This window comes from Lysinibacillus sp. FSL R5-0849 (genome assembly GCF_038595075.1).
In the GTDB taxonomy this organism is placed as follows: Bacteria; Bacillota; Bacilli; order Bacillales_A; family Planococcaceae; genus Lysinibacillus; species Lysinibacillus fusiformis.
Map to the genome: position 1 here is coordinate 3,265,555 of NZ_CP152004.1, position 26,600 is coordinate 3,292,154.

27 protein-coding genes and 1 other annotated feature are annotated in these 26,600 nt (G+C 39.9%); of the genes, 4 read left to right on the forward strand and 23 right to left on the reverse strand.

Translation table 11 applies throughout. From position 1 onward, the window contains the following. Nucleotides 1-91: 91 nt before the first annotated feature. The 6 genes from trpA to MKY80_RS16090 are packed head-to-tail and all read right to left on the reverse strand — an operon-like array spanning nucleotide 92 to nucleotide 5,891. Nucleotides 92-886: a tryptophan synthase subunit alpha gene (gene trpA, locus MKY80_RS16065; protein ID WP_096365177.1), complete on the reverse strand. Its 795-nt coding sequence runs from the start codon at nucleotides 884-886 to the stop codon at nucleotides 92-94. Then, nucleotides 883-2,094 carry a tryptophan synthase subunit beta gene (gene trpB, locus MKY80_RS16070; protein ID WP_008181105.1) on the reverse strand — a complete coding sequence of 404 codons (1,212 nt, stop codon included), beginning with the start codon at nucleotides 2,092-2,094 and terminating at the stop codon, nucleotides 883-885. Before trpB ends, trpA begins: the two co-directional genes overlap by 4 nt. Continuing rightward, on the reverse strand, nucleotides 2,094-2,708 hold the full coding sequence (locus tag MKY80_RS16075) for a phosphoribosylanthranilate isomerase (RefSeq protein WP_008181108.1): 615 nt from the start codon (nucleotides 2,706-2,708) through the stop codon (nucleotides 2,094-2,096). The genes trpB and MKY80_RS16075 overlap by 1 nt, the downstream gene beginning before the upstream one ends. Continuing rightward, nucleotides 2,705-3,496: an indole-3-glycerol phosphate synthase TrpC gene (trpC, locus tag MKY80_RS16080; RefSeq protein WP_008181109.1), complete on the reverse strand. Its 792-nt coding sequence runs from the start codon at nucleotides 3,494-3,496 to the stop codon at nucleotides 2,705-2,707. Before trpC ends, MKY80_RS16075 begins: the two co-directional genes overlap by 4 nt. Beyond that, nucleotides 3,493-4,524 (reverse strand): anthranilate phosphoribosyltransferase, encoded by a 1,032-nt coding sequence (gene trpD / locus MKY80_RS16085; protein WP_090002903.1) that lies wholly within the window; start codon nucleotides 4,522-4,524, stop codon nucleotides 3,493-3,495. The genes trpC and trpD overlap by 4 nt, the downstream gene beginning before the upstream one ends. Next, a complete protein-coding gene (locus tag MKY80_RS16090; RefSeq protein ID WP_008181113.1) occupies nucleotides 4,521-5,891 on the reverse strand; it encodes a glutamine amidotransferase in 1,371 nt (456 codons plus the stop codon). The genes trpD and MKY80_RS16090 overlap by 4 nt, the downstream gene beginning before the upstream one ends. Nucleotides 5,892-6,007: 116 nt before the next feature. Then, nucleotides 6,008-6,274 (reverse strand) — a binding site (T-box leader). Between the two features lie 319 nt (nucleotides 6,275-6,593). Between MKY80_RS16090 and MKY80_RS16095 the strand changes: the two genes are divergently transcribed. Beyond that, nucleotides 6,594-8,282: a HAMP domain-containing methyl-accepting chemotaxis protein gene (locus MKY80_RS16095; protein ID WP_342530210.1), complete on the forward strand. Its 1,689-nt coding sequence runs from the start codon at nucleotides 6,594-6,596 to the stop codon at nucleotides 8,280-8,282. A 99-nt stretch (nucleotides 8,283-8,381) separates the two neighbouring features. Here the strand turns inward: MKY80_RS16095 and secDF are convergent, their stop codons facing one another. Together secDF and MKY80_RS16105 are read right to left on the reverse strand one after the other, a co-directional pair. After that, the gene (secDF, locus tag MKY80_RS16100) at nucleotides 8,382-10,649 is read right to left on the reverse strand and encodes a protein translocase subunit SecDF (protein WP_107922051.1); all 2,268 of its coding nucleotides are present in this window, start codon (nucleotides 10,647-10,649) and stop codon (nucleotides 8,382-8,384) included. Between the two features lie 346 nt (nucleotides 10,650-10,995). Continuing rightward, nucleotides 10,996-11,304, reverse strand: a complete 309-nt coding sequence (locus tag MKY80_RS16105) for a post-transcriptional regulator (RefSeq protein WP_008181166.1) — start codon at nucleotides 11,302-11,304, stop codon at nucleotides 10,996-10,998. 93 nt (nucleotides 11,305-11,397) lie between these two features. Between MKY80_RS16105 and MKY80_RS16110 the strand changes: the two genes are divergently transcribed. Beyond that, a complete protein-coding gene (locus MKY80_RS16110) occupies nucleotides 11,398-12,915 on the forward strand; it encodes an oligosaccharide flippase family protein (protein WP_342530214.1) in 1,518 nt (505 codons plus the stop codon). Here the strand turns inward: MKY80_RS16110 and MKY80_RS16115 are convergent. Beyond that, entirely contained in the window at nucleotides 12,912-13,547 is a 636-nt protein-coding gene (locus MKY80_RS16115) for a DUF421 domain-containing protein (protein WP_043990784.1), read from the reverse strand. The genes MKY80_RS16110 and MKY80_RS16115 overlap by 4 nt on opposite strands. A gap of 168 nt (nucleotides 13,548-13,715) precedes the next feature. Here MKY80_RS16115 and MKY80_RS16120 point away from each other — a divergent pair, with 168 nt between their 5' ends. After that, nucleotides 13,716-14,555 carry a polysaccharide deacetylase family protein gene (locus MKY80_RS16120; protein WP_239355002.1) on the forward strand — a complete coding sequence of 280 codons (840 nt, stop codon included), beginning with the start codon at nucleotides 13,716-13,718 and terminating at the stop codon, nucleotides 14,553-14,555. A gap of 94 nt (nucleotides 14,556-14,649) precedes the next feature. On the opposite strand, the gene yajC is transcribed toward MKY80_RS16120, so the two are convergent. From yajC to MKY80_RS16155, 7 genes are all read right to left on the reverse strand, one after another. Further along, the gene (gene yajC / locus MKY80_RS16125; RefSeq protein ID WP_008181179.1) at nucleotides 14,650-14,913 is read right to left on the reverse strand and encodes a preprotein translocase subunit YajC; all 264 of its coding nucleotides are present in this window, start codon (nucleotides 14,911-14,913) and stop codon (nucleotides 14,650-14,652) included. Nucleotides 14,914-15,175: 262 nt separating this feature from the next. Next, nucleotides 15,176-16,321: a tRNA guanosine(34) transglycosylase Tgt gene (gene tgt, locus MKY80_RS16130; protein WP_008181181.1), complete on the reverse strand. Its 1,146-nt coding sequence runs from the start codon at nucleotides 16,319-16,321 to the stop codon at nucleotides 15,176-15,178. 56 nt (nucleotides 16,322-16,377) lie between these two features. Further along, the gene (queA, locus tag MKY80_RS16135) at nucleotides 16,378-17,418 is read right to left on the reverse strand and encodes a tRNA preQ1(34) S-adenosylmethionine ribosyltransferase-isomerase QueA (RefSeq protein ID WP_008181183.1); all 1,041 of its coding nucleotides are present in this window, start codon (nucleotides 17,416-17,418) and stop codon (nucleotides 16,378-16,380) included. A gap of 17 nt (nucleotides 17,419-17,435) precedes the next feature. Beyond that, the gene (ruvB, locus tag MKY80_RS16140; RefSeq protein WP_008181185.1) at nucleotides 17,436-18,440 is read right to left on the reverse strand and encodes a Holliday junction branch migration DNA helicase RuvB; all 1,005 of its coding nucleotides are present in this window, start codon (nucleotides 18,438-18,440) and stop codon (nucleotides 17,436-17,438) included. An 18-nt stretch (nucleotides 18,441-18,458) separates the two neighbouring features. After that, nucleotides 18,459-19,079: a Holliday junction branch migration protein RuvA gene (gene ruvA / locus MKY80_RS16145; protein ID WP_008181187.1), complete on the reverse strand. Its 621-nt coding sequence runs from the start codon at nucleotides 19,077-19,079 to the stop codon at nucleotides 18,459-18,461. 111 nt (nucleotides 19,080-19,190) lie between these two features. Further along, nucleotides 19,191-20,069, reverse strand: coding sequence for a phosphotransferase (locus MKY80_RS16150; RefSeq protein WP_321172016.1), 879 nt, complete (start codon nucleotides 20,067-20,069; stop codon nucleotides 19,191-19,193). Next, entirely contained in the window at nucleotides 20,059-21,066 is a 1,008-nt protein-coding gene (locus MKY80_RS16155; RefSeq protein ID WP_089986684.1) for a LysM domain-containing protein, read from the reverse strand. The genes MKY80_RS16150 and MKY80_RS16155 overlap by 11 nt, the downstream gene beginning before the upstream one ends. A 141-nt stretch (nucleotides 21,067-21,207) precedes the next feature. Between MKY80_RS16155 and MKY80_RS16160 the strand changes: the two genes are divergently transcribed. Next, on the forward strand, nucleotides 21,208-21,741 hold the full coding sequence (locus MKY80_RS16160) for a transcription repressor NadR (protein WP_342530222.1): 534 nt from the start codon (nucleotides 21,208-21,210) through the stop codon (nucleotides 21,739-21,741). Between the two features lie 74 nt (nucleotides 21,742-21,815). Here MKY80_RS16160 and MKY80_RS16165 read toward each other — a convergent pair whose 3' ends face one another. The 7 genes from MKY80_RS16165 to MKY80_RS16195 form a co-directional block, all read right to left on the reverse strand. Next, entirely contained in the window at nucleotides 21,816-22,208 is a 393-nt protein-coding gene (locus tag MKY80_RS16165) for a thiol-disulfide oxidoreductase DCC family protein (protein WP_008181193.1), read from the reverse strand. Nucleotides 22,209-22,229: 21 nt separating this feature from the next. After that, entirely contained in the window at nucleotides 22,230-23,108 is an 879-nt protein-coding gene (pheA, locus tag MKY80_RS16170; RefSeq protein WP_089986687.1) for a prephenate dehydratase, read from the reverse strand. Nucleotides 23,109-23,290: 182 nt separating this feature from the next. Beyond that, a complete protein-coding gene (locus MKY80_RS16175) occupies nucleotides 23,291-23,746 on the reverse strand; it encodes an ACT domain-containing protein (protein ID WP_004226679.1) in 456 nt (151 codons plus the stop codon). Nucleotides 23,747-23,770: 24 nt separating this feature from the next. Then, nucleotides 23,771-25,060 carry a GTPase ObgE gene (obgE, locus tag MKY80_RS16180; protein WP_090002897.1) on the reverse strand — a complete coding sequence of 430 codons (1,290 nt, stop codon included), beginning with the start codon at nucleotides 25,058-25,060 and terminating at the stop codon, nucleotides 23,771-23,773. A 5-nt stretch (nucleotides 25,061-25,065) separates the two neighbouring features. Further along, nucleotides 25,066-25,593 (reverse strand): Spo0B domain-containing protein, encoded by a 528-nt coding sequence (locus MKY80_RS16185; protein WP_089986688.1) that lies wholly within the window; start codon nucleotides 25,591-25,593, stop codon nucleotides 25,066-25,068. 349 nt (nucleotides 25,594-25,942) lie between these two features. Beyond that, the gene (gene rpmA / locus MKY80_RS16190) at nucleotides 25,943-26,242 is read right to left on the reverse strand and encodes a 50S ribosomal protein L27 (protein ID WP_004226673.1); all 300 of its coding nucleotides are present in this window, start codon (nucleotides 26,240-26,242) and stop codon (nucleotides 25,943-25,945) included. Next, a complete protein-coding gene (locus tag MKY80_RS16195; RefSeq protein ID WP_089986689.1) occupies nucleotides 26,239-26,595 on the reverse strand; it encodes a ribosomal-processing cysteine protease Prp in 357 nt (118 codons plus the stop codon). The genes rpmA and MKY80_RS16195 overlap by 4 nt, the downstream gene beginning before the upstream one ends. Between the last annotated feature and the right edge of the window lie 5 nt (nucleotides 26,596-26,600).

Genomic DNA, 26,600 nt, shown 5'->3' on the forward strand with positions numbered 1-26,600 from the left:
AGTTTTATCCAAGTAAGGCTATGTCTCTGTTTCAGCATGCTATCCATCACTCCCCCCCCACGCTATCCACTACACCGCAAAAAAGCCCACTCTAGTAAAGAGTAGACTTTTCATAAATGCCTTTTGAAGCGGCTATTAATGCTTCTATTGCTTCCATCCTGCCTTCATGTAAGGCTGTCACAACGGCACTTCCAACGATGACCCCATCTCCCAACATTCCCATACTTTTCACTTGCTCTGGCGTTGAAATGCCAAATCCCGCTAGTACTGGGATTGGACTTGCCTGACGCAAGCTTGCAAAATGTTGTTCTAAATTAGTAGCAAAATTGGATCGTTCCCCTGTAATTCCATTTACAGTGACTGCGTAAACAAATCCTTGGCTTGCAGCAGCAATACGAGTAATGCGTTCAGGAGGACTTGTTAATGATACAAGCTGGATGACATCAATGCTATGTGGATTTAAGGCCTCTCGTAAAATCCCACTTTCCTCTAATGGCACATCGGGTACGATTATTCCTTTGACTCCTCCAGCTACACAAGCTTGAGCAAAAGCCTCCAAGCCATATGCTAATACGGGATTAAAATAAGTCATGATGACTAATGGGACAGTTATTTCCTCTTTAAATGAAGCGAGAGCTTGTAATACTTTCCTCAACGTTACACCCGCTACTAATGCTCGTTCTCCAGCCCGTTCAATTGTTGGACCATCTGCAACAGGGTCTGTAAAGGGAATGCCTACTTCAATAGCTGTTACACCCAGCTGCTGTAGCTTTAAGATCGTTGGCTTGACTGTTTCTAATCCCCCATCGCCTGCCATCATATACGGTATAAAAGCCTTATGTCCTGCAAGCTTTGTCTGGTCAATCGCCTGTTGTAAAGTCGTCATTTCAGATCCCCCCCTAGTGCCGCACGAACCGTGTGTACATCTTTATCCCCTCGGCCAGATAAGCACACCACAATAATGCTGTCATTCGGCATAGTTTTAGCAAGCTTTGCTGTATAAGCAATAGCGTGGGAACTTTCCAGTGCGGGAAGTATGCCCTCTGTTCGACTTAATAATTGTAAGCCTTCTAATGCTTCAGCATCTGTGATAGAGTCAAATTGCGCTCGACCCATCTCATGTAAATAACAATGTTCCGGCCCTTTTCCTGGATAGTCTAATCCTGCTGAAATAGAGTGTGCTTCTTGAACAAAGCCATTTTCATCTTGTAATAAATACATGTAAGCACCATGTAATACACCCAATTGTCCACCTGCAATGGCTGCAGCATGCCGCCCCGTTTCAAGACCACTTCCTGCTGCCTCTACACCATATAAGGCAACTGATTCATCGTCAACGAATGGATGAAACATGCCAATTGCATTACTACCTCCACCAATACAAGCTACAACTGCATCTGGTAAACGACCTTCCTTTTGCAAAATTTGTGTCCTTGTTTCTACCCCGATAATACGCTGAAAGTCCCGGACAATTTTTGGAAATGGGTGTGGGCCTAACGCAGAGCCTAAAATATAATGCGTATCCTCCACATTTGTTACCCAGTAGCGCAAAGCAGCATTTACAGCATCCTTTAAAGTTTTTGACCCGCTTTCCACCGACTGAACCTTCGTTCCAAGTAGCTCCATACGAAAAACATTTAACTGCTGACGTTTGATGTCTTCAGCGCCCATAAAAACTACACATTCAAGATTTAATAAGGCACAAGCGGTAGCCGTTGCTACTCCATGTTGCCCAGCTCCTGTCTCCGCAACAATTTTCTTTTTCCCCATTCGTTTGGCAAGGAGGGCCTGGCCGATCGCGTTATTAATTTTATGAGCACCTGTATGATTTAAATCTTCACGCTTTAAATAGATTTTCGCTCCACCAAGCTTCTTTGTTAAATTTTCTGCGAAATAAAGCGGGGTTTCACGTCCCACATAGTCCTTTAAATAATAGGATAGCTCCTCTGTAAACGCTGCATCTTTTATTGCTTCCTCATAAGCAGTCTCTAATTCTAGCAAGGCTGTCATTAATGTTTCAGGTACAAACCGCCCACCAAATTGGCCGAACCGCCCATCCTTTGTTGGTACACTATTGGCTATCGAAACTGTCATTATCTATGCCCCCTCTTTGCCATTTGTAAAAATGTCCGTATTTTTTTATGATCCTTTATGCCATTTGTTTCTACACCACTGGATACATCCACCATGTGAGGGTCTACATCTGTAATGGCTCCTTCAATATTCTCCGCCTTCAATCCACCAGCAAGTATTAATCTTTCTCGTGGAATTCCCACTTCATCAAGTAAAGTCCAGTCAAAAGTTCGACCACTTCCACCCTTAAAATCAGTCCCAGGGGCATCGAATAAATAATAGTCCACCTGATAATTAGCAGCGGCTTGCACATCCTCTTTTGTCCGTATAGATAATGCTTTTATAGCCGGATAACCTTGTTCAGCAATGAATGCTGCTGTTTCCTCTCCATGGTATTGCACGTAATCTAAAGGCACTCGCTCAACTGCTTCCTGTAATTCAGCAGGAGTTGGATTGACAAAGACACCAATTTTCAAAATACCTTGTGGCACTTGCTTTGCTAACAGCTGTGCTTGTTCAATGGATACACGACGTTTACTTGGTGCAAAAACAAAGCCCACAGCATCTGCACCAGCATGAATTGCTGTTTGGATATGTTCTAATTCTTGTAATCCACAAATTTTAACTTTTGTCATACTGACGTCTCCTCGGTTTGAACTTGTAAACGTCTGAGTGCTAGCCCTACATCTCCGCTCCGCATTAATGCTTCTCCAACAAGAACGCCACTAGCGCCCATAGCCGCCACTTGTTTCGCATCGTCCTGCGACCAAATACCACTTTCACTAATTAATAGATGTTCCTCATCAAACGGAAAGGCTTCTGCAATCTCCTTTGTTCGCTGTAAATTGACTTCAAAAGTGCGTAAATCTCGATTATTAACGCCAATCAATTTCGCATCGACTGCAAGGGCACGTTCGAGCTCCTCACTATCATGCACTTCCACTAAAACCTCTAAGCCTAAGCTCGTTGCGTAGCTATATAAATCACGTAAAGCTTCATCCGTTAATGCTGCCACGATCAATAAAATTATTGATGCGCCTGCTGCCTTCGCAAATCGAATTTGCACTCGATCCACCATAAAATCTTTACAAAGAAGTGGCGTATCCACAGTACGAGCAACTGCAGCTAAATCTTCAAAGGAACCTTTAAAAAATTCCTTGTCCGTTAATACAGAAATAGCTGCTGCTCCTGCCTGAGCATAAACTTTTGCTTGGGCAACTGGGTCTGCCCCACCAGCAATTAACCCTTTGGAAGGTGAAGCACGTTTCATTTCAGCAATCACTTGCAATGTGTTTGCTTGCCGTAATGATTGGAATAACGAAGGGCGTTGCTGTTCTGAAAAATTCGCTAAAGGATCAGGCTGCTCTAATAATGCTCCTACCTCTATCCTCTTTTGCTGAAGTATTTTTTGAAGAATATTCATTGTCCAACCTTCACTCCTTTTAATTGCTCACTATAAGCTACAACCCTTGCTAATTTTTGTAGGGCTCGCCCACTGCTAATACTGTCTTTCGCCATAGCCACACCCTCTTTAATCGTTTCTGCCTGACCATAACCGAATAATCCAATTCCGGCATTTAACAATACCGTATTTAAGTAGGCACTCTGCTCCCCAGCCAATAATTTTTTCATTATTACCGCATTTTCATCAGCATTGCCACCACGAATGGCCTCTAATGGTGCCGAGCGAAGACCGACATCCTCTGCGGTCAATGAGAATGGAATCAAATCTCCTTTATCTAGTAAAACCAATGTATTTTGCCCTGCTAAGGAAGCTTCGTCTAGCCCTTGAGGACCTGATACTACAATGGCACGCTCCCGTCCTAGCATTTGTAGAACAGAAGCATACTCCATGACAAAATGGGGACGATTAATGCCTGTAAATTGTGTTGAAAGGGTTACAGGATTTGTTAAAGGGCCAACTAGATTAAAGATGGTTGGTCGACCTAGTGCACGTCGCACCTCCCCAATCCTTCTTAGTTTAGGATGGATATTCGGTGCATATAAAAAAGCAATGCCTTCTTTCTCCAATAAATCTACCGTTTGTGGAATTGTCATATCTGTATGAATACCTAATGCCTCTAAAACGTCCGAGCTGCCAGAGGAAGACGAAATTTTACGATTTCCATGCTTGGCGATTTTAACACCAGCTCCCGCTAGCACGAATGCAGAGGCAGTACTGATATTAAATGTATGAAGACCATCACCACCAGTACCGCAATTATCCATGTAATCCCCTTCTTTTACCGGGACATCACGGGCAAATGACCGCATAGTTGTTGCTAATGCCGCTACTTCATGAGCCGTCTCCCCCTTTATAGATAGGGCTGTTAAAAAGCTTGCGATTTCATCTTTAGGGGTGTCATCCTGAAATATCCATTGCGCCACCTCCAGCATTTCTTCATACATTAAATGCTCTCCTTGCAACACTTTCCGCTGTAAATGCTTCATTCGTTTTGCCCTCCATTATTCGCCAATAACTGTAAATATACTCGTTCTTCCTCTTCCACCTGCTGTAAAACTCTTAATACGTCCGTATATTTTGTAACCGCAATGGTCGATTGCAAATGCATCATTGTCTGTTTCACCACAATGGATTGCCCAGCTAAAGCAAAATCCAACTGCCCATTAAAACCAATGAAGCCGAGAGCTCCGCCAAAAATACCCGCATTATGATGCCATTTTTCCAAATAATAGGTTTCCTGTTCCTCAGGTATCCCTGTAGTTGAATATGGTGGTAGCATTGCTGCTAATACATCAAGGGCATGAAGCATTGGCAACAGACGTCCCTCTATTCTAGAAGTCATGTGTAAAGCTTGCTTCGATCTCTCAATACGCATAGCATCAATCACCTGAAGGGAATCCCGAAAACAAACTGACTGTAGCTCTTTCTGCACTGCGCTCACAAGGAGGGCATGTGATTTTCTAATCTCTAGATGATTACATAGTTTTCGTTCATTTTCTAAGTCGTCGCTTTTCGTTCCTCCTCGTGGGTATGTTCCCTCTGTCGGGGTTGCAATTACTCGTTCTCCTGTCACTCGTATTAGACTTTCAGGAGATGTTCCTAAAACTACATAATCTTCAAATTCTACATAATACATATAGGCAGCTGGCTTTTTTTTACGGAGCTGTCTATATAACGAAAAAGCGTCTCCTTGAAACTTTGCCATATAGCGCTTCGGTAATACGACTCTTGTCATTTCCCCTTGTAAATTACGTTGAATGTTTTGTAGAGCATTTGTAAATTGATCCTGTGTAGAAGTATCAAGCGTTTGATAGATGTAAGTTGCTTCTTCACTTGCATGCCCCTGTAACAACTGTTGGGCTAAATCCTCCAAGTCAGGCTCTTGTTTTTCCACATCTATATTTGTATGAATCAGTGTCACTTCATCCGTTACATGGTCAAACATAATGATTGTTTCATAGACATGAAAATGAACATCTGGGAGATCCTTTTCATCGGTTGGCAGCATCGATGTTCCTCCATGACCTATATAACCAACGGCACCACCAGAGAACGGAAATTCAGTCGTATGGGAAATGCGTGGCATGAGTCTTTTCAGTAGAGCAAAGAGCTCACCTTTATGGACATAGGTTTTTCCTGTTTGATAGGAATACTCCTGAATTTCTTGCCCGACACCTTTATATGTTTTTCTTGGATTCGCACCGATAAAGGAAAACCTTCCCGCACCCTCATGCTGGGCTGAACTTTCCAGCAGAAATTTATGCTTACCTTGTAAACGTCTAAAAATTAAAATCGGTGTTAAAGAATCGCCATTGATGGTTTTCATTTTTGTTCTTGAACTCATTGTTTGCATAGCTTTCAATCTCCTTCTCCAAAGATTTCCTTTAGCTAATGTCTAGTCGAATGAAGAAAAATTGCACTGTTGAATGAAAATAAAAAAATCCCCTGCAAAAAGGATTATTCCTAATTGCAGAGGACGATCATGACCGCGTTGCCACCTCATATTAGAGCATATTGCTCTCACTTTAATGCCTGCTCCTGCTACGTCCATAGCTAATCAGTTAGATAGCTATAGCCATATATCGTTCAAGCATTCCCTATAACGTGGGGATTCACGTTCGCTTTTTTAAAGGCGACTCTCATAAGTCCATTCACATAAGCTACAAATCAGTTCTCACCAGCCACTGACTCTCTATATTGCACACCTATGCTACTACTCTTATTCAACAATTTCTCAGCTATTCTCATCTAAACTCAGCTCATCTGTTCTTAGGCTGACCACGCTCCCGTAGCCTTCTACCTTGACCGAACAAAAAGTTAGCCTTAATTCTATGACAAACAAATACAATTGTCAATCAATTTTGAAGAATCAAGTGGTTGACATGGATTTCACAAGCTTTTTATATAGGTATATAACCCTTTTGAAATTCCTTAAAAAGGAAATACTACTCCTGCTATTGAAAATTTTCTGAGTATTGACCTTGTAAAAATATCAAGTTATAGTAATTTCAGAACATTTATTTTTTCTATATAACAAAAGAAGGTAGGAACGTCTATGTCCGTTCGTAAAAAACTAAATCTGGGCTTCATTTCATTAACATGTTTACTCTTCATTTCAAGCATTGTGAGCTTTCTTCAATTTAAAGCTACGCAAAATGATCTAGAAGAAGTGCTGCAACATCGTATAGTTCAAATGCAATTAACAGTGAAAATTCAGCAAGAACTCGCATCGCAAGGTTTATTTTTACGTTCCTATATTTTAAATCAAAAGGATGAGACAGCTAAAGCTAATTTAGAGCGCTATGAAAAGCTATTACCAGAATCGGTGAATGAACTTTCTACGCTTGTTCGTTCTGATTACACAAAAAATATCATGCAGCAAATCACAGTACTACAAAAAGCTTTACTTACTCATTCCGAAGAGGCGGTCCAAGCCTTCAATAATGGAAATGTAGATTTAGCACTCTCTTACATAAATAATGATGTGACAAAAGATAATAAGGAAATCTTCCAATTGACGAAGGAAATGTTAGAGTATCATAATGAACAGCTTCAAAAGGTTGATGCTGAAGTGAATCAAACGGTTGCACGAGCAATTATTATTTCCATCACGCTACTATTGGCTAGTGTCGTTATTGGCGTATACTTTATGTTTTTTGTTAAAAGGTCGATTGTCCAGCCATTGCGTCAGGCTATTGGAGCGGCTGATACATTAGCACAAGGAGATTTAACGATTGATGAGCTGACTCACCAATCAAAAGATGAAATTGGTACACTAGCCGTGGCTGTCAATACGTTAAAGCACAATCTAACAGGATTAATGTCAAACATCCAAGATAGTGCCTCCCACCTATCAGCTGTCTCTGAAGAGCTATCTGCTAGCACGGAGGAAGTGACGGCGACTTCTGATGATATTGCCCAACGAATTCAAGAAAACTCAACACATATCGTTTCATCCGCTAGTGCTTCACAGCAAAGTGCTGTAGCAATGGATGAAACAGCAGCCGGTGTCCAACGCATTGCAGAAGCGACACAAAGCCTTCATTCCAATGCAGAAAGTATGACTGAGCTCGCACAAACAGGAGGAACAACTATTTCCATAGCGAAAGAACAAATGTCTATCATTTCTGTCGCTACCTCTGAAATTGCTACATTAACCGAAAAGTTAAGTAAACAATCAGAAGAAATTGGACAAATTACAACCGTTATCACAGCCATTTCAGAACAAACAAATTTACTGGCATTAAATGCGGCAATTGAAGCGGCAAGAGCTGGGGAACACGGTAAGGGCTTTGCAGTAGTAGCTGATGAAGTACGTAAACTTGCTGAGGAATCTAATCAGTCTGCCAATCAAATAGTTGCCATTACAAAAGAAATTCTGACAGATACACGCAATGTTGCAGTTGCCGTCGATCATGGACTAGCGTCTGTAAAAGATGGCGTAAATAAAATTCACGAGGCAGGGGATGCTTTCTACTCCATCACATCAGCCGTGACTGCATTTACAGAGCAAATTGAAGAAATATCTGCTACATCTGAGGAAATTTCCGCCAGTGCTGAACAGGTTGCAGCCTCTGTCACGGAAATAGCTAGTGTATCAAATCAATCAGCCAGCAATTCACAAATAATTGGTGAGTCTGTTGATGAACAAGTCGCAACAATGCAGCAAGTGAACGCGGTCGCTGAGGAGTTAAGTCAACATGCCCAGCAGCTACAAACATTACTTCAACAATTTAAAATATAAGAAAGAAAATCTGCTGCTTTTTAGAAAGCCAGCAGATTTTTTTGCATCATAAAAGCAGGGTATAGAAAACAATTTGTTTTCTACCCCTGCCCATTTAAATTATACAGTAGGTTCGTCTGTACCCCATTGTTTTTTCTCTTTCTTGTGTAGCTGCCCATCTGATTTTTTCATTTCACGAATTTTTAATGAATACCAGATTTGAGCTGCGATACAGATGGAAGAATACATACCTGTAATTAAACCAATCAATAACGCGATCGAGAAGTTTTGAATAGATGGTGCACCAAAAATTAATAAAGCTATAACAACAATAATAACTGTTAGGACTGTATTAACAGAACGTCCCATTGTTTGGCGTAATGATTTATTTACAATGTTCGCCAATACTTCACGGTCATTAATTGTATCATAACGATCTAAGTTTTCACGCATACGGTCAAAGGTAACAATCGTATCATTAATGGAGTAACCAACAATGGTTAACACAGCCGCAATAAATGTAATATCTACCTCTAAACGCATGAAGCTAAAGACGGCAACGATTAAGAATACATCATGCAATAATGAAACAATTGCACCAATGCCCATTCGCCATTCAAAACGAATTGCTACATAAATGATGATTCCTAGTGCTGAAAGTGCCAATGCTTTAATAGCATTTTTCACCAATTCCTTACCAACTGTTGGCGATACCGTACTTACAGTAGGTTTATGACCATATTTATCAGTTGTTTCTTTTTGGAATTTTAAAATATCTGCTTGTGATAAATCGGATTTATAACGTACAACTGCAGATGTACTCTTTTCTCCTGAAAGGACAATATCCTCCGAAGGGAAACCAATGCTATCAACGAATTTTGCTACTTCTTCTTGTGTTAACGTTTGTTCTGCTTCAATTTGAATACGTGTACCACTAGAGAAATCAATACCAAGGTTTAGACGGAAAATACCCATAACCACTATCCCAGCCACTAAAATGGCTAAAGAGAATGTATAAAATTTCTTACGGTTGTGAACAAAATCGAAACGATCAAATTTCGTTGATAAATCTAATGTGCCAATGTTTTCATCTAAACTATGTTGTTTTGATTTGGCAATACCATACCATGCTGGATTATTGAAATAGCCACTGTTAACAAGGACTCCTAATAGAACGCGAGAACCCCAAACTGCTGTTAAGAAGCTCAATAAAATACTAATAATTAATGTAGTTGCGAATCCTTTGACAGAGCTTGTCCCGAAGTAAAATAGAATGCCCGCTGCTAATAGAGTCGTCAACTGTGCATCGACAATCGCTGATAAAGATTGTTTAGACCCAATTTGGAACGCCTGTTTAGCAGAATACCCTACTCGAAGCTCTTCTCGTATACGTTCTGCTGCTAGAATGTTGGCGTCCACAGCCATCCCTATACCGAGTACAATAGCAGCAATACCTGGAAGCGTTAATACGGCGTTTATCCAATCAAATACAACCAAGACTAAGAAAGTGAATACAACAAGTGTAATGATGGAAATAAAGCCTGGTAAACGATAGTAAAATAACATGAATAAGAAAATAATTACTACGCCGACAATACCTGCAAAAATGGTACTTTTCAGTGCCTCATCACCAAACTGAGCACCAACAGAAGTGGAGTAAATTTCATCAAGCTTAACAGGTAGTGCCCCTGCATTTAAAATTCCTGATAAATTTTTTGTTTCATCAACAGAGAAATTACCACTTATCATAACGTCTGTAGTATTTAACGTTTGACTAACTGTTGCTGCTGATGAATAGCGAGGTTTCGCTTTTTGTGATTCCGCTTTATAGGAATCAACACCCTCTTCAAAGTCTAACCATACAACTAATAAATTTTGTCCTACAGGTTTCGCAGCAATTTTACTTGTTACATCTGCAAATTTTTTCGCATCTTTTAATTTTAAAGATACGATTGGGCGATTTTGCTGGTCAAAGGAAGCACTAGCTCCATTTTCCGCTAAATCATTCCCATCTAACAATAAATTATCATCCACATCACGGAATGTTAAATTCGCAGAAGTAGATAGTAACTTACGTGCAGATTCCTGATCTTCAACACCAGCTAATTGCACACGGATACGGTTTTCTCCCTCAACCTGAATGCTTGGTTCACTAACACCAATCGCATTGACACGGTTACCAAGGGCTGTTGCCGTAGCAGCCACAACTTCCGGCGTGATTTTTTGTCCTTCTTTTAATTCATTTACCTCGTAAAGAACCTCAAACCCGCCTTGTAAGTCAAGACCAAGCTTAATGTCCTTTAAGACGCCGTTTACAGTCGTACTAATTCCTGCTACCAAAAGCACAAGAATTAATAGGAATGCAACTATACGACTTTTTAGTTTCATTGAAAATCCTCCTCGAAATGGTGTAAGGGTTGTCCTTACACGCCAAACAAGTAACTAGCAATACCTTTTGAAACGATTAATCCTCCTTTTTCTTAGAATCATGTTACCTGTGTCTCAAAAAGGTAGCTTCACTTATTTCATTCGTTCATAACGCGCAAGTTTATCTTTGTATTATTAGGTACTAACCTTCCTAATGCAAGTAACATCGCATGGGCGGTTTATGTAAGTAAACAGTTTTTCAAAATAAAAAAAGCGCAACACACTTATTATGAAACAGGTTGCGCTTGGTGTCAATTCAACACATATAGGTTTCTTTGAATTCTTGCAAAATTTGACACATCGTCATTTATGTTCTGACTGGACCAAGCAGTAATTGTAATTCTTCTGTATTCAGTTCTTCAAACCAATTATCACTTTGTAAAAACTCTACTTGATTAAATGAGACGATATCAGATGGTGATACCGAGAATATGGTCGCAATCACCTCATATAAGCGTAGTTGATCTACTTTCTTTTTCCGCCATTTTTTTTCAACACAGTACCGCCAAAGCTCTTCTGCCGTTATAGCATCATAATGAAAATACTTGAACTCTGCTATCTTACTATCAATTGCAGGACGAATTTTTTCAAATAGTTGCTCATATTGCATACTCATTTTGAATCATCTCCAATCAAAGTCGTAACGTAAGACATGCTTGCATACAAATAGTGTAAATGAATTTTTGCGGCTTGAGAAGGGACGGATGGCATGAGTTCTTTTGTACGGGGTACTTTATTTTTAATGTTTGTCATTTTTTTATCTAAACTTTTTGGCTTCTTTTATAGAATGCAATTTATGCGAATTGCTGGTGAAGAGGCAGTCGGCATTTATATGACCGTCTATCCAGCTTTTATTTTCTTCATCTCACTCATTCAACTTGGACTACCTATTGCTGTAGCTAAAATTGTGGCAGAATTACTAGCAAAAAATAAACGCGAAAGCATATTTGGCGTCATGCGTACTGCTATTCTTTGGTCATTTATTGGCATGATCGTTTTTATGCCACTCGTTGCACTTACTATACCATATATTTCTACGACACTCTTACATAATGAACATACAACTTTCACCTTATGGATTGCACTCATTGCCGTACCAGTATCAGTAGGATCTGGTTTATTACGCGCTTATTTACAGGGAATCGCTAAAATTACACCGACCGCCTGGTCACAAATGATTGAACAAGTGGTGCGTATTAGCTTTATTACACTAATGCTTCCATATGTGGCTAACTATAATAATGCTGCTGTGACGGCAGCTGCTGCAATGGGTATTACGCTTGCTGCAGAGGTAGTAGCATTCCTCTATTTATGGCTGCACTATATAATTTCAAAAAAGAAACTAATTCCGCGCAAAACAAAAATCGAAGGGTATCCTTCATCGCCAATGCTCCGTATAGCACTACCTTCCGCAGGCAGTAAGCTTTTTGGTTCTTTCACTTGGTTTTTAGAACCAATCATCTTTTTGAAAGCTTTAACAGTGGCAGGCTTAACGGCATCTGCAGCTACCATTCTATACGGTGTCATCTCAGGTGTGTTAGTGCCATTACTGCTATTTCCTGCGTTTGTGTCAACAGCTTTATCGATTGTTCTTATTCCAGCGGTCAGTGATGCCGTCGCTCGTCAGCACACTTCTTTGCTACAGGAGCGGATTTCGGTTTCCTTACGATTATCTTCTTTAGTGGGCTGTTTTGCCGCTACATATTTCTTTGTACATGGTGATGAATTGGCTATGAAGCTTTTCCATTTAGAAGAAAATCGTGGTTACGTAAAAATTTTAGCCCCCATTTTTTATTTTTATTATATTCAAAGCCCTTTACACTCCATCCTTCAGGCGATTGGCGAAGCTCGGGCTGCGATGATGAACTCTATCTATGGTGGCCTAGGAAAATTATTTGTTATGTTTGTACTTGCCTCTCAGCCCGGTATTCAAGAAAAAGGGGCTGTGGTAGCTATTGGCTTTGGCGTTTTAATGACGTCTTTCTTGCATATAGCAACTGTTAGACAACGGAAAAACTTACGAGCAGGCTTTAGAATGTTTGTCGTACCTTATAGTTGCTTTATTGCCGTTTGTATCGCCCAGTACTTCCTTATGCCATTACTATCACTACCATTTATTTTAAATAGCTGTGTCACATTATTTTTACTATTTACGAGTTTATTATTTACCAATCAATTACGTATAACGGATTTCCGCTATATCCGTAAATTAGCAAAGAAAGTTTAGCTTTCTTTTAATTGGATATACAGTCGCTCGTCTTCCCAAATACAAAAAAACACTGTCTCACTATCTGTAATATTATTTTTAGCTAGTTCATTCTTCAACCATTCCACATCTTTATGCATCGTTAATAAATGTCTTTCTTGAATATCTCCGTCAATAATCAATGGATAAACAAATGGTTTTTCATCTTTTTTGTAAACGGAAAGATTGCCCGAAGGTTCTAAATAGGCAAATGCAACATCGGAGACAGAGGCGATACCACTTTCTCGTAATTGCTGACATAAATCATCTAAATTATAACGGTGTTTCCGCATTTCACTCTCTAAAATCACACCGTCTTTTACTAGTAATGCTGGATCACCGTCAACTAGGTCGCGGATTCCCTTGAATTTCAACGATAAATAAGCACTTAATATTTGTATACAAAGCAAAATAATAATGGGTAGAATAGCATTAAAAAGAGGATTTTTATAATCATCTAATGCAAAGGCAGCCACTTCTGCAATTAAAACAAATACAACTAAATCGATGACAGATAGCTCACCCACTTCTCGTTTACCCATCAATCGAAAGACGATGATAATAAACACATATAAAAAACAGGTTCTAAAAATAATATGGAAATATTCTTCCATTAGCATACACCCCCATACTATCAAGGTGACCTTATTTTTGTTTTTTATACAGAATGATGGTGTCATATTGCTGAAAAATGATTTTATTCAAGGAATAGTCTTTAGTTGTTCGTACAAAATATAAAGAACGACATACTTTAAACTATAAACAGCAAATAAGGTGAGAAAATGATTAGGAAAATTATTGCTTTCGTTGTTGTTTATATCGTTCTGTTCACGTATCCATTCCTTACTTATGGATACGAAGAACAGACTATACCCGTTCTTATGTACCACCATTTAGCGGACAATATAAACAATAATACGGTTATTTCACCCACTAATTTTGATAAACAGATGAGAGCACTTAAGGAAGAAGGGTATCAGGCGATTTCGGTCAAAGAATTACACGATTACTTAACAAGCCAAATCAAATTACCTGAAAAGCCTGTATTGATTACTTTTGATGATGGCTATCTCAGCAATTACGAAATGGCTTATCCGATTTTGAAAAAATATGACCTACATGCAGAAATCTTTGTTATTGCAAGCCGAATAGTCGATACAAGTAAGGGTATTGCCTATCCACATGAAATTGCTAAAATGAATTGGGAACAATTAAAAGAAATGCAAGATTATATAACGATCCAAAGCCATACTTGGGACTCGCATTATAAATTACCTTCAAAATATGGCAGACAAAATGGGGCCATTTACGGTCCAAGCTATTTGAATGGACAATTAGAAAGTCAAGAGCAGTACGAAGCAAGGGTCAAAGATGATTTTATTCACTCCAGAAACATAATTAAAGAAAAATTAGGCTATGAGCCCATCGCCATTAGCTATCCATATGGTATTCAATCTGCCGCCACCATTAAATTAGCACAGGAGGCTGGTTTTAAAATGGGCTTTGTCATTCAAAATAAATATGTTAAAAAGGGTGATGGATTATTTGCACTGAGTAGAATCATTGTAAATGGCAATGATTCAGGTGCCGACTTAATTCATAAGATAAATACACTGAAATAAGAAGCAGTAGGAAGTTATCCATTCTGCTTCAACATCATAAGAAAAGGCTTACAATATAGCTATTGCCTATTGTAAGCCTTTTTCCTTTTAATGATTACATGTCCTTCTCAACTCGGCCGATTGCTTGTCGGTCAAATTTCACACGTACATTATCAGCGATCTTTAATGTTACTGAAGTGTCCTCAATTGCATCAATGACACCATGCATGCCACCGATTGTAATGACTTTATCTCCACGTTGCAAACTACCTTGCATATTTTGTGTTTCCTGCTGTCTTTTTTTAGCTGGACGGATTAAGATAAACCACATAGCAACGAACATTAATAATATTGGTGCTAAGCCTAATAATTGATCCATAATACTTCTTGCCCCCTTTCCAAATCTCACTTTTTTAGTATAGACTATTCCACCATTAAAAAGCGATGGACAAGCCCAAAAATTTTCTCATTTACTAATATTTTTTCTATGATTGACAATATTTTGCTAGAAATATTCACTTTTTACAAAGTTTTGAATGATATTGCCATACTATGGCTATTCATTTAGGACATTAGAGGATTTCTAATGCCCTTTTTTATGAAAAACTCGTCCACTTTATTATCCTTACAAAAGTAATTGGTTAAAAGTTTTTCGCATCTGGTCCATTAAAGCCATATTTCTCGAAAAACTCTTCTCGGAAATCACCAAGACGATCTTGACGAATTGCCTCACGTACTTGTTCCATTAGCTTTAATAGGAAATGTAAATTATGATAAGACGTTAAACGAATACCGAATGTCTCTTCTGTGCGAATCAAGTGACGAATATAAGCACGTGAATAGTTTTTACATGTATAGCAATCACAGTTCGGATCAATTGGCCCAAAATCACGAGCATATTTTGCATTCTTAACGACTAAACGACCTTCTGATGTCATCAGTGTACCATTACGCGCAATACGTGTTGGCAGAACACAGTCAAACATATCAACACCACGAATGGCACCATCGATTAATGAATCTGGTGAACCTACTCCCATTAAATATCGAGGTTTATTTGCTGGCATTAACGGTGTTGTGAACTCAAGAACACGGTTCATAATATCTTTCGGTTCTCCAACAGATAATCCGCCTATAGCGTAGCCTGGGAAATCTAACTCGACTAATGCTTCTGCAGAACGACGGCGTAGATCCTCGTACTCACCGCCTTGAATAATTCCGAATAACCCTTGTTCTTCCGGACGATTATGAGCTTCTTTGCATCTTTTTGCCCAACGTGTTGTACGATCTACTGATTGCAGCATATATTCATGTGTTGCAGGATACGGTGGACATTCATCGAAGGCCATCATGATATCCGAGCCTAAGTCATTTTGAATTTCCATCGCTTTTTCTGGACTTAGGAATAATTTATCCCCATTAAGATGATTACGGAAATGAACGCCTTCCTCTTCAATTTTACGGAACTGACTTAGCGAGAATACTTGGAAACCGCCTGAATCTGTTAAAATTGGTCGATCCCAGTTCATAAATTTATGCAGTCCGCCTGCTTCCTTGACGATATCATTGCCTGGACGAAGCCATAAATGATACGTGTTAGATAAGATAATACCGGCATTCATTTCTTTTAATTCCTCAGGAGACATTGTTTTAACCGTTGCTTGTGTCCCAACTGGCATAAATGCTGGCGTTTCAAAAGAGCCATGTGGTGTATGCACGATACCAAGACGTGCTCCTGTTTGTTTACATGTATGAAGTAATTCATAGCGAATTGCTGGTTGTGTCATAAAAATAAAAACCCTCTCTGATCTGAAGTAAAAACAGTACTCCGATTATTTCTTTTTTATTCTTTTGGTCGAATAAACATAGCATCACCAAAACTAAAGAAGCGATATTTTTCTTCTACAGCTTGCTGATAGGCACTTAAAATAGTTTCTCTAGTGGCTAGCGTACTCACTAGCATAACAAGTGTTGACTTTGGCAAATGGAAGTTTGTAATTAAACCATCCACCACAGAAAACGTATAGCCTGGATAGATGAAAATAGATGTCCAACCTTGCTCTGGTCGTACCTCACCACCATATTTAGAGCCAATTGTCTCTAATGTACGTGTGGAGGTTGTCCCAACAGCTATTACCTTACCGCCATTACGCTTTACACGATTAATCGTGTCTGCCGCTTCGTCCGTCACACTATAAAATTCGGCATGCATTTCATGGTTTTCAATGGAATCCACACTAACAGGACGGAATGTACCAAGTCCGACATGAAGAGTAATAAAGACAACCTCTACCCCTTTTGCCTTTACTTGTTCTAATAATTCTTCTGTAAAATGTAGACCCGCCGTTGGAGCAGCAGCTGAGCCACGTTCTTTCGCATAGACCGTTTGATAGCGATCTTTGTCTTCTAATTTTTCTCGAATATAAGGCGGTAATGGCATTTCACCAAGCTGCTCTAATATTTCATAAAAGATTCCATCGTAATGAAATTCAAATGTTCGTCCACCATGGTCAAGCTCACCTGTACAAGTAGCTGTTAGCAACCCATCTCCAAATGTGATAACTGTCCCTACTTTTACGCGTTTTGCTGGTTTTACAAGGGTTTCCCACTCGTCTGAACCTGCCAATTGCTTCAGTAATAATACCTCAATATGGGCGCCTGTCTCCTCTTTTACACCCATTAAGCGAGCCGGTAAGACCCTTGTATCATTTAACACAAGACAATCTCCCGCACGTAGCTCATCTAAGACATGTGCAAAATGGTGATGCTCAACTTCAATTGAGCCAGGTGTCACAACCATTAATCGACTAGCTGTACGATCTACTAATGGTGTTTGGGCAATAAGCTCCTCTGGTAATTCAAAATCAAAATCTTCTACACGCATGAAAAAAACTTCCTTCTTTATGTTTGTTGGGGATACTCATATCCAAAATGTTCGTAGGCTAAATGTGTCGCCACTCTTCCTCGTGGTGTGCGTTGAATAAGCCCAATTTGCATGAGATAGGGTTCATATACATCTTCTATCGTCACCCGTTCCTCACCAATTGATGCCGCAAGCGTATCTAAGCCTACAGGACCTCCTCGAAAGCGCTCAATCATGTTCGTGACAAGTTTATGGTCAATATGATCAAGCCCTCTTGGATCCACTTGTAACAGCTCTAAAGCTTGCTTTGCAAGACCCTCCGTTATCATACCATCTCCAAGCACCTGTGCATAATCTCGTACTCGTTTCAATAGGCGATTGGCAATTCGAGGTGTACCACGAGAACGTCTCGCCATTTCCATTGCTGCTATTTGCTCAATTTCTACCTCAAATAAATGGGCACTCCGAGCAACAATTTCAGCAAGAGAAATATCATCATAGTACTCTAAGCGTAATAATACACCAAAGCGATCTCTCAGAGGGGCTGATAAGGCGCCAGCTCTTGTGGTAGCACCTACAAGGGTAAAGGGAGGTAAGTCAAGTCGTACAGAACGTGCTTCAGGACCTTTTCCCACCACAATATCTAAACAGAAGTCCTCCATTGCTGGATATAACACTTCTTCAATGGCACGAGGTAGTCGATGAATCTCATCAATAAATAAAACATCGCCAGGCTCTAGTGAGCTTAAAATCGCAGCTAAATCTCCTGGACGTTCAATTGCAGGACCACTTGTCATGCGCACATTGACACTCATCTCATTTGCTATAACAGCAGCCAATGTCGTTTTACCAAGCCCTGGTGGTCCATATAACAACACATGATCTAAACTTTCCTGCCGAAGTTTTGCTGCCTCAATGAAAATTTGTAAATTTTCCTTTACTTTATGCTGCCCTATGTATTGGGCTAACCTTTGTGGGCGTAAAGATAATTCAAACTGTTCATCATAGCCACTTGCCTCACTAGCCATCATACGTTCAGACATGCCTCTTCCCTCCTTTCCTTATTTTAATTTTAATAATAGTTGTAACGCTTGTTTCATAAAGGCATCTGTCGTTTCAAGCTTGTCGTTATCCTCAAGCTGCGGGCGAATTTTTTCGAGCTCCTTTTCAGAATAACCAAGTGCCATTAAAGCAAGTATCGCTTCTTCTAATTCGTGTTTATAAGCATTAACGCCAAACAATGGCAGTTCATCTTCTGTACTCGGCAGTTCAATTGTCTCTAATAAAGAGCCTAGCTTCCCTTTTAAATCTAATATCATCTGACGTGCGGTTTTTTTACCTACTCCAGGGAACTTCACTAAAAACGCTTCATCTTCCCGTTCAATCGCACTGATAACCTGCTGTGGGTTGCCAGTCGCTAAAATAGCTAGTGCCCCCTTTGGACCTATTCCAGATACTAAAATTAACTTACGAAACAGCTCACGTTGATCTAGATTCGGGAAACCGTAAAGCATTTGTGCGTCCTCTCGTACATGTAAATGAACATAAATTTGTTGTTCAAGCGCTGATGTTCGAAATGCAAACGGATTGGGTGTATTCAATTGCCAGCCAATCCCCTGTTGTTCTAGCACAATATATTCTGGTGTAATACGAGTAATTAGTCCTTTTAAATAATCATACATCTATATTCCCTCACAATCATCGTCTTCGATTATAGCATATAGCGAACGAATGCTCGACAGAAAGTAGTATCCAAAACGCTGTTCAAGACAAAAATGACCGCCAAATGACGGTCATTTCTTCACAAATCTATCAATATCGTACCACAGTTTTGGCCAATAGGTGAGGGCTCGTTTAGTAAATGGTACTAAATAATCTAAAAATACTAGTTGCTGATCAAGTGGCAAATCCACAGCAAAAAGCCATTCTCGCAACAGTTCATTCGGATATTTTAAACGATGAAGCTTTCTTTTATCAAGTCGTTTCAGCTCTGGTAACTCCGCAAAGACTTTAGCTAAATCATAATCGACTGCAGGTAGTACCCGATGCAACCATAAAATATATTCGTCATCGGCTTCTCCAAGATGCGCCAAATCAAAATCAATTAAACGCAATTGTCCGTCCGTGCACCATAAAAAATTATGATGTACAACATCCCCGTGCAATAGTGTAATTTCTTTTTCAGCTACATCCTCTAGGGCAATTAACTGCAGCGATTTATCACTATAATGCAAAATTTGGTCGATTTCTTCTTTCGTTAAGAAAGCCCGAAACTCATTTCTTCTGCTTTTAAAACGCATATGACGCATTTGCCATTTTAAAAGTTGTGAATAGGTATGCAAGCCAGGCAAGCGTTGCCAAGCGATTTTTTTATATGTGTCATGTAAAGCTATTAGTAGTTGAAGAGATTCCTTCCGATCCTTTTTATGAGCAAAATTGGCACCATGGCTTCCTTCTTGCCATTCTTGCACTATGAGCTGCTCATCATCACTCCGGACTAATGGTAGGATAAGGTTAGGTTCAATTCGACCTAGCTGGCGATGAATTGTTCTTACCTTCTCTGCAATCTCTAGTTGTTTTGCTCGTTTGACAAAATAAGTATTCGATCGATATCTATATTTCCAAATATTTGATTTTACCTCTTCGACAATATACGCTTTTTCACCATCGATAAGGCGTCATCCCGCCTGGGAAATAATGCGGTGACATCCAAGGTCCTACTGATGACGGGCACGGCGGTGGACAATGCGTTGGGCATGGTGGTGGTGGACAATGACATGGATCCATTTGCCATGCAGGCATTGGCATCGGCATCGGTTGTGATTGACAGCCACAAGGTTGTGCATCACAGCCACATGATTTGCCCATGCTCATTTCAGGCATCATATTAAATTGTGGCTGCATTTGTTGATTAGGCGTGTGGAAAAATGGTGATGTGGACTCCAAGAAGTCTTCCATCCCGCCCACTTTATTTTCTGGCATCTCAAAGGACATCGGCTGCTGCGGCATCATATACTGCTCGGCCTGTGGCTGCATTGGCATTGGCCACCACATTTGATGATGATAAATTGGTTGATGGCAGCTTGAGCAATGTGGTACAGCAGGCATATGTGGCATGATATGCATTGGCGGTGGTGCTGGCTGTGGCATTGGATGTGGCATTGGCTTCGCTACAGGTGGTGGTGGCGGTGGTGGCGCTGGTTGTATTTGTACTGGTGGTGGTGTTGTGACTGTTTGCTCTATTTGTGGCATGACTAATTGTTGGTGCCAATTCATTTCTACAGGCTGTGGAACCCACATCGGTTGTTGTGGCATCTGCATTGGCATAGGCATTGGTATAGGTATTGGAATCATTTGTGGCTCTGGCATTGGCATTGGAGCTGGCGGTACAATTGGTGGTGGTGGAGGCATTGGCCTCTGTACCTCTTTTTTCGGAACTTCCTTAGGTGTTTCCTTATGCATCTGTGATTCCTTTTTTGGCATTTCTTTATGTGACTCTCTATGTGGCTCTTTGTTTATTTTTTCAGGCAAAATAATTTCCATGCCCGGGACAATATAATCTGGGTTGGCAAGATGGACATTGAGCCGCTTCAAATCTTCAAACGAAATGCCGTACTCTTTCGCAATCTTCCACAATGTGTCTCCCTTTTGAACAATATGAATACGCAATTTTTTCCTCCCTTCCTCTCTACGTATCATATGTTCAATGTTCCATTTGGATACAAAAATTTCAACAAGTTAGAAATGCTTCATGGTACACTAACCTATAGGGAATACTGTTTCCATTATTACGGGCAGAGGTGATCTCTTATGAAAAAAATGTTAGGCGAGGAACGCCGACTGCAGCTATTAGCGCAATTACAAAAAAGTAAAGCACCTATAACAGGGACAGACTTAGCTAAATTCGCCAATGTTTCTAGGCAAGTTATTGTCAATGATATGACTTTATTGAAGGCGAGAAACGAACCTATTATCGCTACGAGTCAGGGTTATCTTTATATGCATCAGGAGCAATTACAGCAAACTGTTGAACGCACATTACCATGCATACACACATCTGAGCAAACAGAAGATGAGCTAATGACGATTGTAGATTGTGGGGGAACCGTCAAAAATGTTATGGTTGAACATCCTATTTATGGCGAACTAACGGCCTCTATCATGGTGTCAAACCGTCATGAGGTAAAACAATTTATTGAACGAGTTAATGCCACTCATGCTAATTATTTATCTGCACTAACAGGAGGCATTCATCTTCATGTCATTACAGCCCCCTCTGTGGAAGTATTAACATTAATTGAACAAGCCTTACACAAAAAGGGCTATTTGGTGACAGACCAATAAAAAAAGCACAGTATTTTCTCATACTGTGCTTTATTATTTCATTCGATGATGACTCGTTCCACTCCCCCAATCTATTAGGAGAGAAATCGTTGTCTTTGTGAGGGGGTAGGTAAAAGGCATTCCTTTTTGGTGCCAAATAAACGATAGCGGTGCTTCGCAAACCGTCTATATAACAAATTGCGAATAATTGGGGGTACCAGAATGAACAGATAATAGCAAGGCCAAACCTTCTCCAAATTTTTGGCTATTTTTAAAGCTGCCGTCGACTCAACATATACTTTCCCATCTTCAATGAGGATCACACTATCTATTTTTTCGGATATATTAAACTGTCGGAGTAATGCTTGACCGACATCACTTTGTAATGACGCAAATTGAAAATAACCTGCTTGATCATGTTTGATAATAAATTGAACGGTGCTATCACAAAAGTTACAGATACCATCAAATAAAATGATCCCACGCATTATATTTCCCCCTTAGAGCTATTATGCTTCGTCAGATGTAAGATACGTAAAGTATGTACCTAATGACTTTACTTTGCAACCTAGTGCAGCAAGTTCTTCCATTGCACCGCGCATCATTGGTACTTTTTCATCCGCTAGCACATCTATCATGAAGAAATAATCACCTAGTCCTGTCTTTAATGGACGCGATTCGATTTTACTTAAATTCAGTTGACGCCATGCAAAGACAGAAAGCACTTGATGTAATGCCCCTGAACGGTCAGTTGGCAATGTAATCATTAAAGTTGTTTTCGCTTGCCCCTCGGATAATTCTTGTGGCAAACGTTGATTTTTCTTAGACAGAACAAAGAAACGAGTATGGTTAAAATGGAAATCATGGATATCGGACTCTACTATTTCAAGGCCATATTTTTCTGCGGCAGCTGCATTTCCAACCGCTGCTATACATTGCTCTGGGTTTTCGGATACATATTTAGCGGCAGCTGCTGTTGAAGTTGTTTGTTGAAGGGGCACATGACTGAAACGATAAAATAAATATTTATGGCATTGCGCTAGAGCATGTGGATGGGAATAGACCCCTTCGATAGACTGCCAATTATCCATTTGCGCTTTATTGACCATTAAATGCTGCTGTATTTTCAGTAATAATTCACCTGTTACATATAGTGATGCTTCATGGAATAAGTAATCAAGTGTAAGCGTAACTGAACCTTCTAAGGCATTTTCTAATGGTACAACGGCTAAATCTACCTTTCCCTCTGCTACTGCCTCAATGCATTCAGGAATCGTTGCACAAGGTACAAGCCACTCATTTGGAAAAGTAGCCTTTGTTGCTAAGTATGTAAATGATGCTTCCGGTCCTAAATATGCGATTCGATTTTCCCATTGTTGCTTTGTCATTGCAAAAACCTCCTTTATGGAATAAGGAGCAGTCCCTAGCGATTGATGTATCACTGAGGGACAGCTCCTTATTTGAGCTTTGGTATCGTATTATTACTCCAGTGCTTCAAGAGCATATGGATTATTAAACACGATAATTGTCATTTTTGTCAAAAATTAAAGGATCGAACACCTTACTATGATTATAAAGCACCAGAACTAATGACTTCCGCTGACTCAACAAAATCTAACCGTTTTAATTGCTGAATTAGGTCATCAAGATCACATGTCATACTTGTTACATCTAGTGATAATGTAACATTGGCACGCCCCTGAATAGGGATTGTTTGATGAATCGTCAATACGTTACAATGTGTAATTGTCACAGTTTCTAGAAGCTTAGCAAGTGTTCCTTTTCTATCTTGAAGCTGTAAAAAGACTGTTAAAATGCGTTCCTGCACGATTGAATGAAAAGGAAAAACCGCATCACGATATTTGTAAAACGCACTTCGCGATAAATCCACCTGCTTTACCGCATCCCATATGGAAGATACTGAACCACTTGATAATAAGTGTTTCGCCTCCAAAGTTTTTTGCATTGCATCCGTTAAAACATCCTCACGAACTAAATAATATCGCTGATTCGCAACATTCTTCATACGCTTCCCCCTAAAACTCATGTCTTAATCGACAAATTCAAATTCAAACTCTTGTAGGCGAACTGTATCGCCATCCTGTGCTCCACGTTCACGTAGAGCCTCGTCCACACCCATTGCACGCAATTGACGAGCAAAACGACGTATACCATCTTCACGGCTAAAGTCCGTCATTTTAAATAAGCGCTCAATAGCATAGCCACTAATAATAAATGTACCGTCATCGTCACGAGTGATTTCGAAATCTTCACCTTTTGCCTCATGCTTGTACATAACCGTTGCGTCTGATTGTTCCTCTACTTCATCATACAGTGGGAATTCAGACGTTACTTCTAATAGATCCGCAATAGCAAACAACAGCTCTTTTAACCCTTGACGTGAAACAGCAGAAATTGGGAAAATTTGAACGTCTTCTCCTACCTTTTGGCGGAATGCTGTTAAGTTTTCCTCTGCATCAGGCATATCCATTTTATTGGCCACAATAATTTGTGGACGCTCTGTTAAACGAAGATTATATTGTTTTAGCTCATCATTAATTGTTAAATAATCTTCATAAGGATCGCGACCTTCCATTCCTGACATATCAATCACATGGACGATAACGCGTGTACGTTCAATATGTCGTAAAAATTGGTGGCCTAATCCTACCCCTTCATGAGCTCCTTCAATTAGCCCTGGTAAATCTGCCATTGCAAAGCTTCGGTGATCATCCGTTTCAATCATGCCTAAATTCGGTACAATTGTCGTGAAATGATAAGCACCAATTTTTGGCTTAGCAGCAGAAACAACCGATAAAAGTGTTGATTTGCCAACACTTGGGAAACCAACTAACCCTACATCTGCTAAAACTTTTAACTCTAATATAACATTTAATTCTTGTCCTGGCTCACCTTTTTCAGAAAGTTCTGGCGCTGGGTTGGCAGGTGTAGCAAAGCGAGAATTCCCACGTCCACCACGTCCTGCTTTCGCAATAACGGCTCTTTGCCCATGCTCGACTAAGTCAGCAATAACGGCATTTGTTTCTTCATTCATAACCACTGTACCTGGTGGAACTTTAACAATTAAATCTTCCGCATTTTTACCGTGCATGCCTTTACTCATACCATGCTCGCCACGCGGTGCTTTAAAATGGCGTTTATAGCGGAAATCCATTAACGTACGTAAGCCTTCCTCTACTTCAAATACGACATTACCGCCATGTCCACCATCTCCACCAGCTGGACCACCGTTCGGTACATATTTTTCTCGACGAAAGGCAACCATGCCATCTCCGCCGTCGCCACCTTTAACATAAATCTTTACGTGATCGACAAACATTTAGTTCACTCCCTATTTGCACTCAAGACATATTGCCAGCGTGTATTTGTCTGCTCAATTGTTTGAATGTCGAATTGTTTCAAACCTTTTTCGGTGAATGCATCAGCACTCCATAGCCCATTTAGCGTGAATGTCACGGCAAATGTATGATCGTCAACACGTACATCAAGCGTGAGGATCTGCTCTGTAAATGGATCTAATGTATCATAAACATGCATAACTGTTTTGTTTAAGTAATCTACAATTTCCTGATCAATCTTATTGGTCACGGGCTTTTTTATGTCGCCGTTTATTTTCCAAGCTAAGGAAGGGAAACGCCATCCTGCTGTTTGGAGCCATTCGATTGTTTGTGGTAATTGTAGTCGATTGAGGATAGAAAACACTCTTAACTGTTCTGAAAAATGCTGAATAAGTTCCTTTGATTCATCAACTCTACCTAAATCTAAATTCATGCGAATCAATTGCAATTGATTCACAAAATCATGATTTGCAAAACGTAATACTTCACTAATGGTTAGTGATTGATTGTTCATCCCATTCACTCCAATAAAGTTATCTTTACTAGTATAACAAGTTTTGCTGTATTTTTCCCTTAATTCTTTATTCAATTATGCCCAGGCATAATTGCGTCTGAAATCGCTCTATTTTGGGCCAACGAGAAGTTGGTTAGTCGTTGCTACAGGACATGGCGACCATAGTCAGAATTTCTTTATTTCAGTGGCTTTTGACGCTACTAAACAAATGAAAACCGCCTATATTTCATCACGTACCTGCTGTTGCTACAGGTTTGATTAAAAGCCATCTGTTGAAAGTGGCTGAAATTTAGCCAAAAAAAGGACTGCAATAAATGCAGTCCTCCGCTTTATGATATCTTTTAAAAGATTAAGCTTCTTGTGGTGCTGGGTATACAGATACTTGTTTGCGATCGCGACCTAAACGTTCGAATTTAACAACGCCGTCCACTTTAGCAAATAGTGTATCGTCACCACCACGACCTACGTTTGTACCTGGGTAAATTTTTGTACCGCGTTGACGGTAAAGAATTGAACCACCAGTTACGAATTGGCCATCAGCACGTTTTGCACCAAGTCGTTTAGACTCAGAGTCACGTCCGTTTTTAGTAGAACCTACACCCTTTTTCGATGCGAAAAGTTGAAGGTCTAATGCTAATAATAATTTCATCGAGTTCCACCTCCTACTTGGTTGTAGTTGATTTGGATGTATTGTCCGTAATTCTGCACCATAGAATACACTTGGGCAGTCATTACTTGAACAATTAACTGTAGTTTTGCATCTACTTCAGGCTCTATATCTGATGGTAGATCTACCTTAAGATAGCCTCCACCTTCAGCAGCTTGTTCGACTTCTGGCTGGATTTGTAGTAATGCATAAATAGCATTTACCGTACCAATGGCAATGGTAGATGCTCCCGCACATACTAAATCTTTCCCAGATTCATCGTACCCAGCATGTCCTGAAAATTCGAATGCTGACACATGTCTATTTTCATCGTGATGAATCGTAACTTGTATCATTCGCT

Coding starts and splice junctions, on each gene's coding strand:
- MKY80_RS16120 (WP_239355002.1), top strand. CDS start 13,716: ATGATTAGGAAAATTATTGCTTTCGTTGTTGTTTATATCGTTCTGTTC.
- ruvB (WP_008181185.1), bottom strand. CDS start 18,440: ATGTCTGAACGTATGATGGCTAGTGAGGCAAGTGGCTATGATGAACAG.
- MKY80_RS16115 (WP_043990784.1), bottom strand. CDS start 13,547: ATGGAAGAATATTTCCATATTATTTTTAGAACCTGTTTTTTATATGTG.
- trpC (WP_008181109.1), bottom strand. CDS start 3,496: ATGAATATTCTTCAAAAAATACTTCAGCAAAAGAGGATAGAGGTAGGA.
- MKY80_RS16185 (WP_089986688.1), bottom strand. CDS start 25,593: ATGAACAATCAATCACTAACCATTAGTGAAGTATTACGTTTTGCAAAT.
- rpmA (WP_004226673.1), bottom strand. CDS start 26,242: ATGAAATTATTATTAGCATTAGACCTTCAACTTTTCGCATCGAAAAAG.
- MKY80_RS16175 (WP_004226679.1), bottom strand. CDS start 23,746: ATGAAGAATGTTGCGAATCAGCGATATTATTTAGTTCGTGAGGATGTT.
- MKY80_RS16095 (WP_342530210.1), top strand. CDS start 6,594: ATGTCCGTTCGTAAAAAACTAAATCTGGGCTTCATTTCATTAACATGT.
- secDF (WP_107922051.1), bottom strand. CDS start 10,649: ATGAAACTAAAAAGTCGTATAGTTGCATTCCTATTAATTCTTGTGCTT.
- MKY80_RS16105 (WP_008181166.1), bottom strand. CDS start 11,304: ATGAGTATGCAATATGAGCAACTATTTGAAAAAATTCGTCCTGCAATT.
- trpB (WP_008181105.1), bottom strand. CDS start 2,094: ATGACAGTTTCGATAGCCAATAGTGTACCAACAAAGGATGGGCGGTTC.
- MKY80_RS16110 (WP_342530214.1), top strand. CDS start 11,398: ATGAGTTCTTTTGTACGGGGTACTTTATTTTTAATGTTTGTCATTTTT.
- pheA (WP_089986687.1), bottom strand. CDS start 23,108: ATGACAAAGCAACAATGGGAAAATCGAATCGCATATTTAGGACCGGAA.
- queA (WP_008181183.1), bottom strand. CDS start 17,418: ATGCGTGTAGAAGATTTTGATTTTGAATTACCAGAGGAGCTTATTGCC.
- MKY80_RS16165 (WP_008181193.1), bottom strand. CDS start 22,208: ATGCGTGGGATCATTTTATTTGATGGTATCTGTAACTTTTGTGATAGC.
- yajC (WP_008181179.1), bottom strand. CDS start 14,913: ATGGATCAATTATTAGGCTTAGCACCAATATTATTAATGTTCGTTGCT.
- ruvA (WP_008181187.1), bottom strand. CDS start 19,079: ATGTATGATTATTTAAAAGGACTAATTACTCGTATTACACCAGAATAT.
- MKY80_RS16160 (WP_342530222.1), top strand. CDS start 21,208: ATGAAAAAAATGTTAGGCGAGGAACGCCGACTGCAGCTATTAGCGCAA.
- MKY80_RS16090 (WP_008181113.1), bottom strand. CDS start 5,891: ATGCAAACAATGAGTTCAAGAACAAAAATGAAAACCATCAATGGCGAT.
- MKY80_RS16075 (WP_008181108.1), bottom strand. CDS start 2,708: ATGACAAAAGTTAAAATTTGTGGATTACAAGAATTAGAACATATCCAA.
- MKY80_RS16195 (WP_089986689.1), bottom strand. CDS start 26,595: ATGATACAAGTTACGATTCATCACGATGAAAATAGACATGTGTCAGCA.
- trpA (WP_096365177.1), bottom strand. CDS start 886: ATGACGACTTTACAACAGGCGATTGACCAGACAAAGCTTGCAGGACAT.
- tgt (WP_008181181.1), bottom strand. CDS start 16,321: ATGACACAACCAGCAATTCGCTATGAATTACTTCATACATGTAAACAA.
- trpD (WP_090002903.1), bottom strand. CDS start 4,524: ATGAAGCATTTACAGCGGAAAGTGTTGCAAGGAGAGCATTTAATGTAT.
- obgE (WP_090002897.1), bottom strand. CDS start 25,060: ATGTTTGTCGATCACGTAAAGATTTATGTTAAAGGTGGCGACGGCGGA.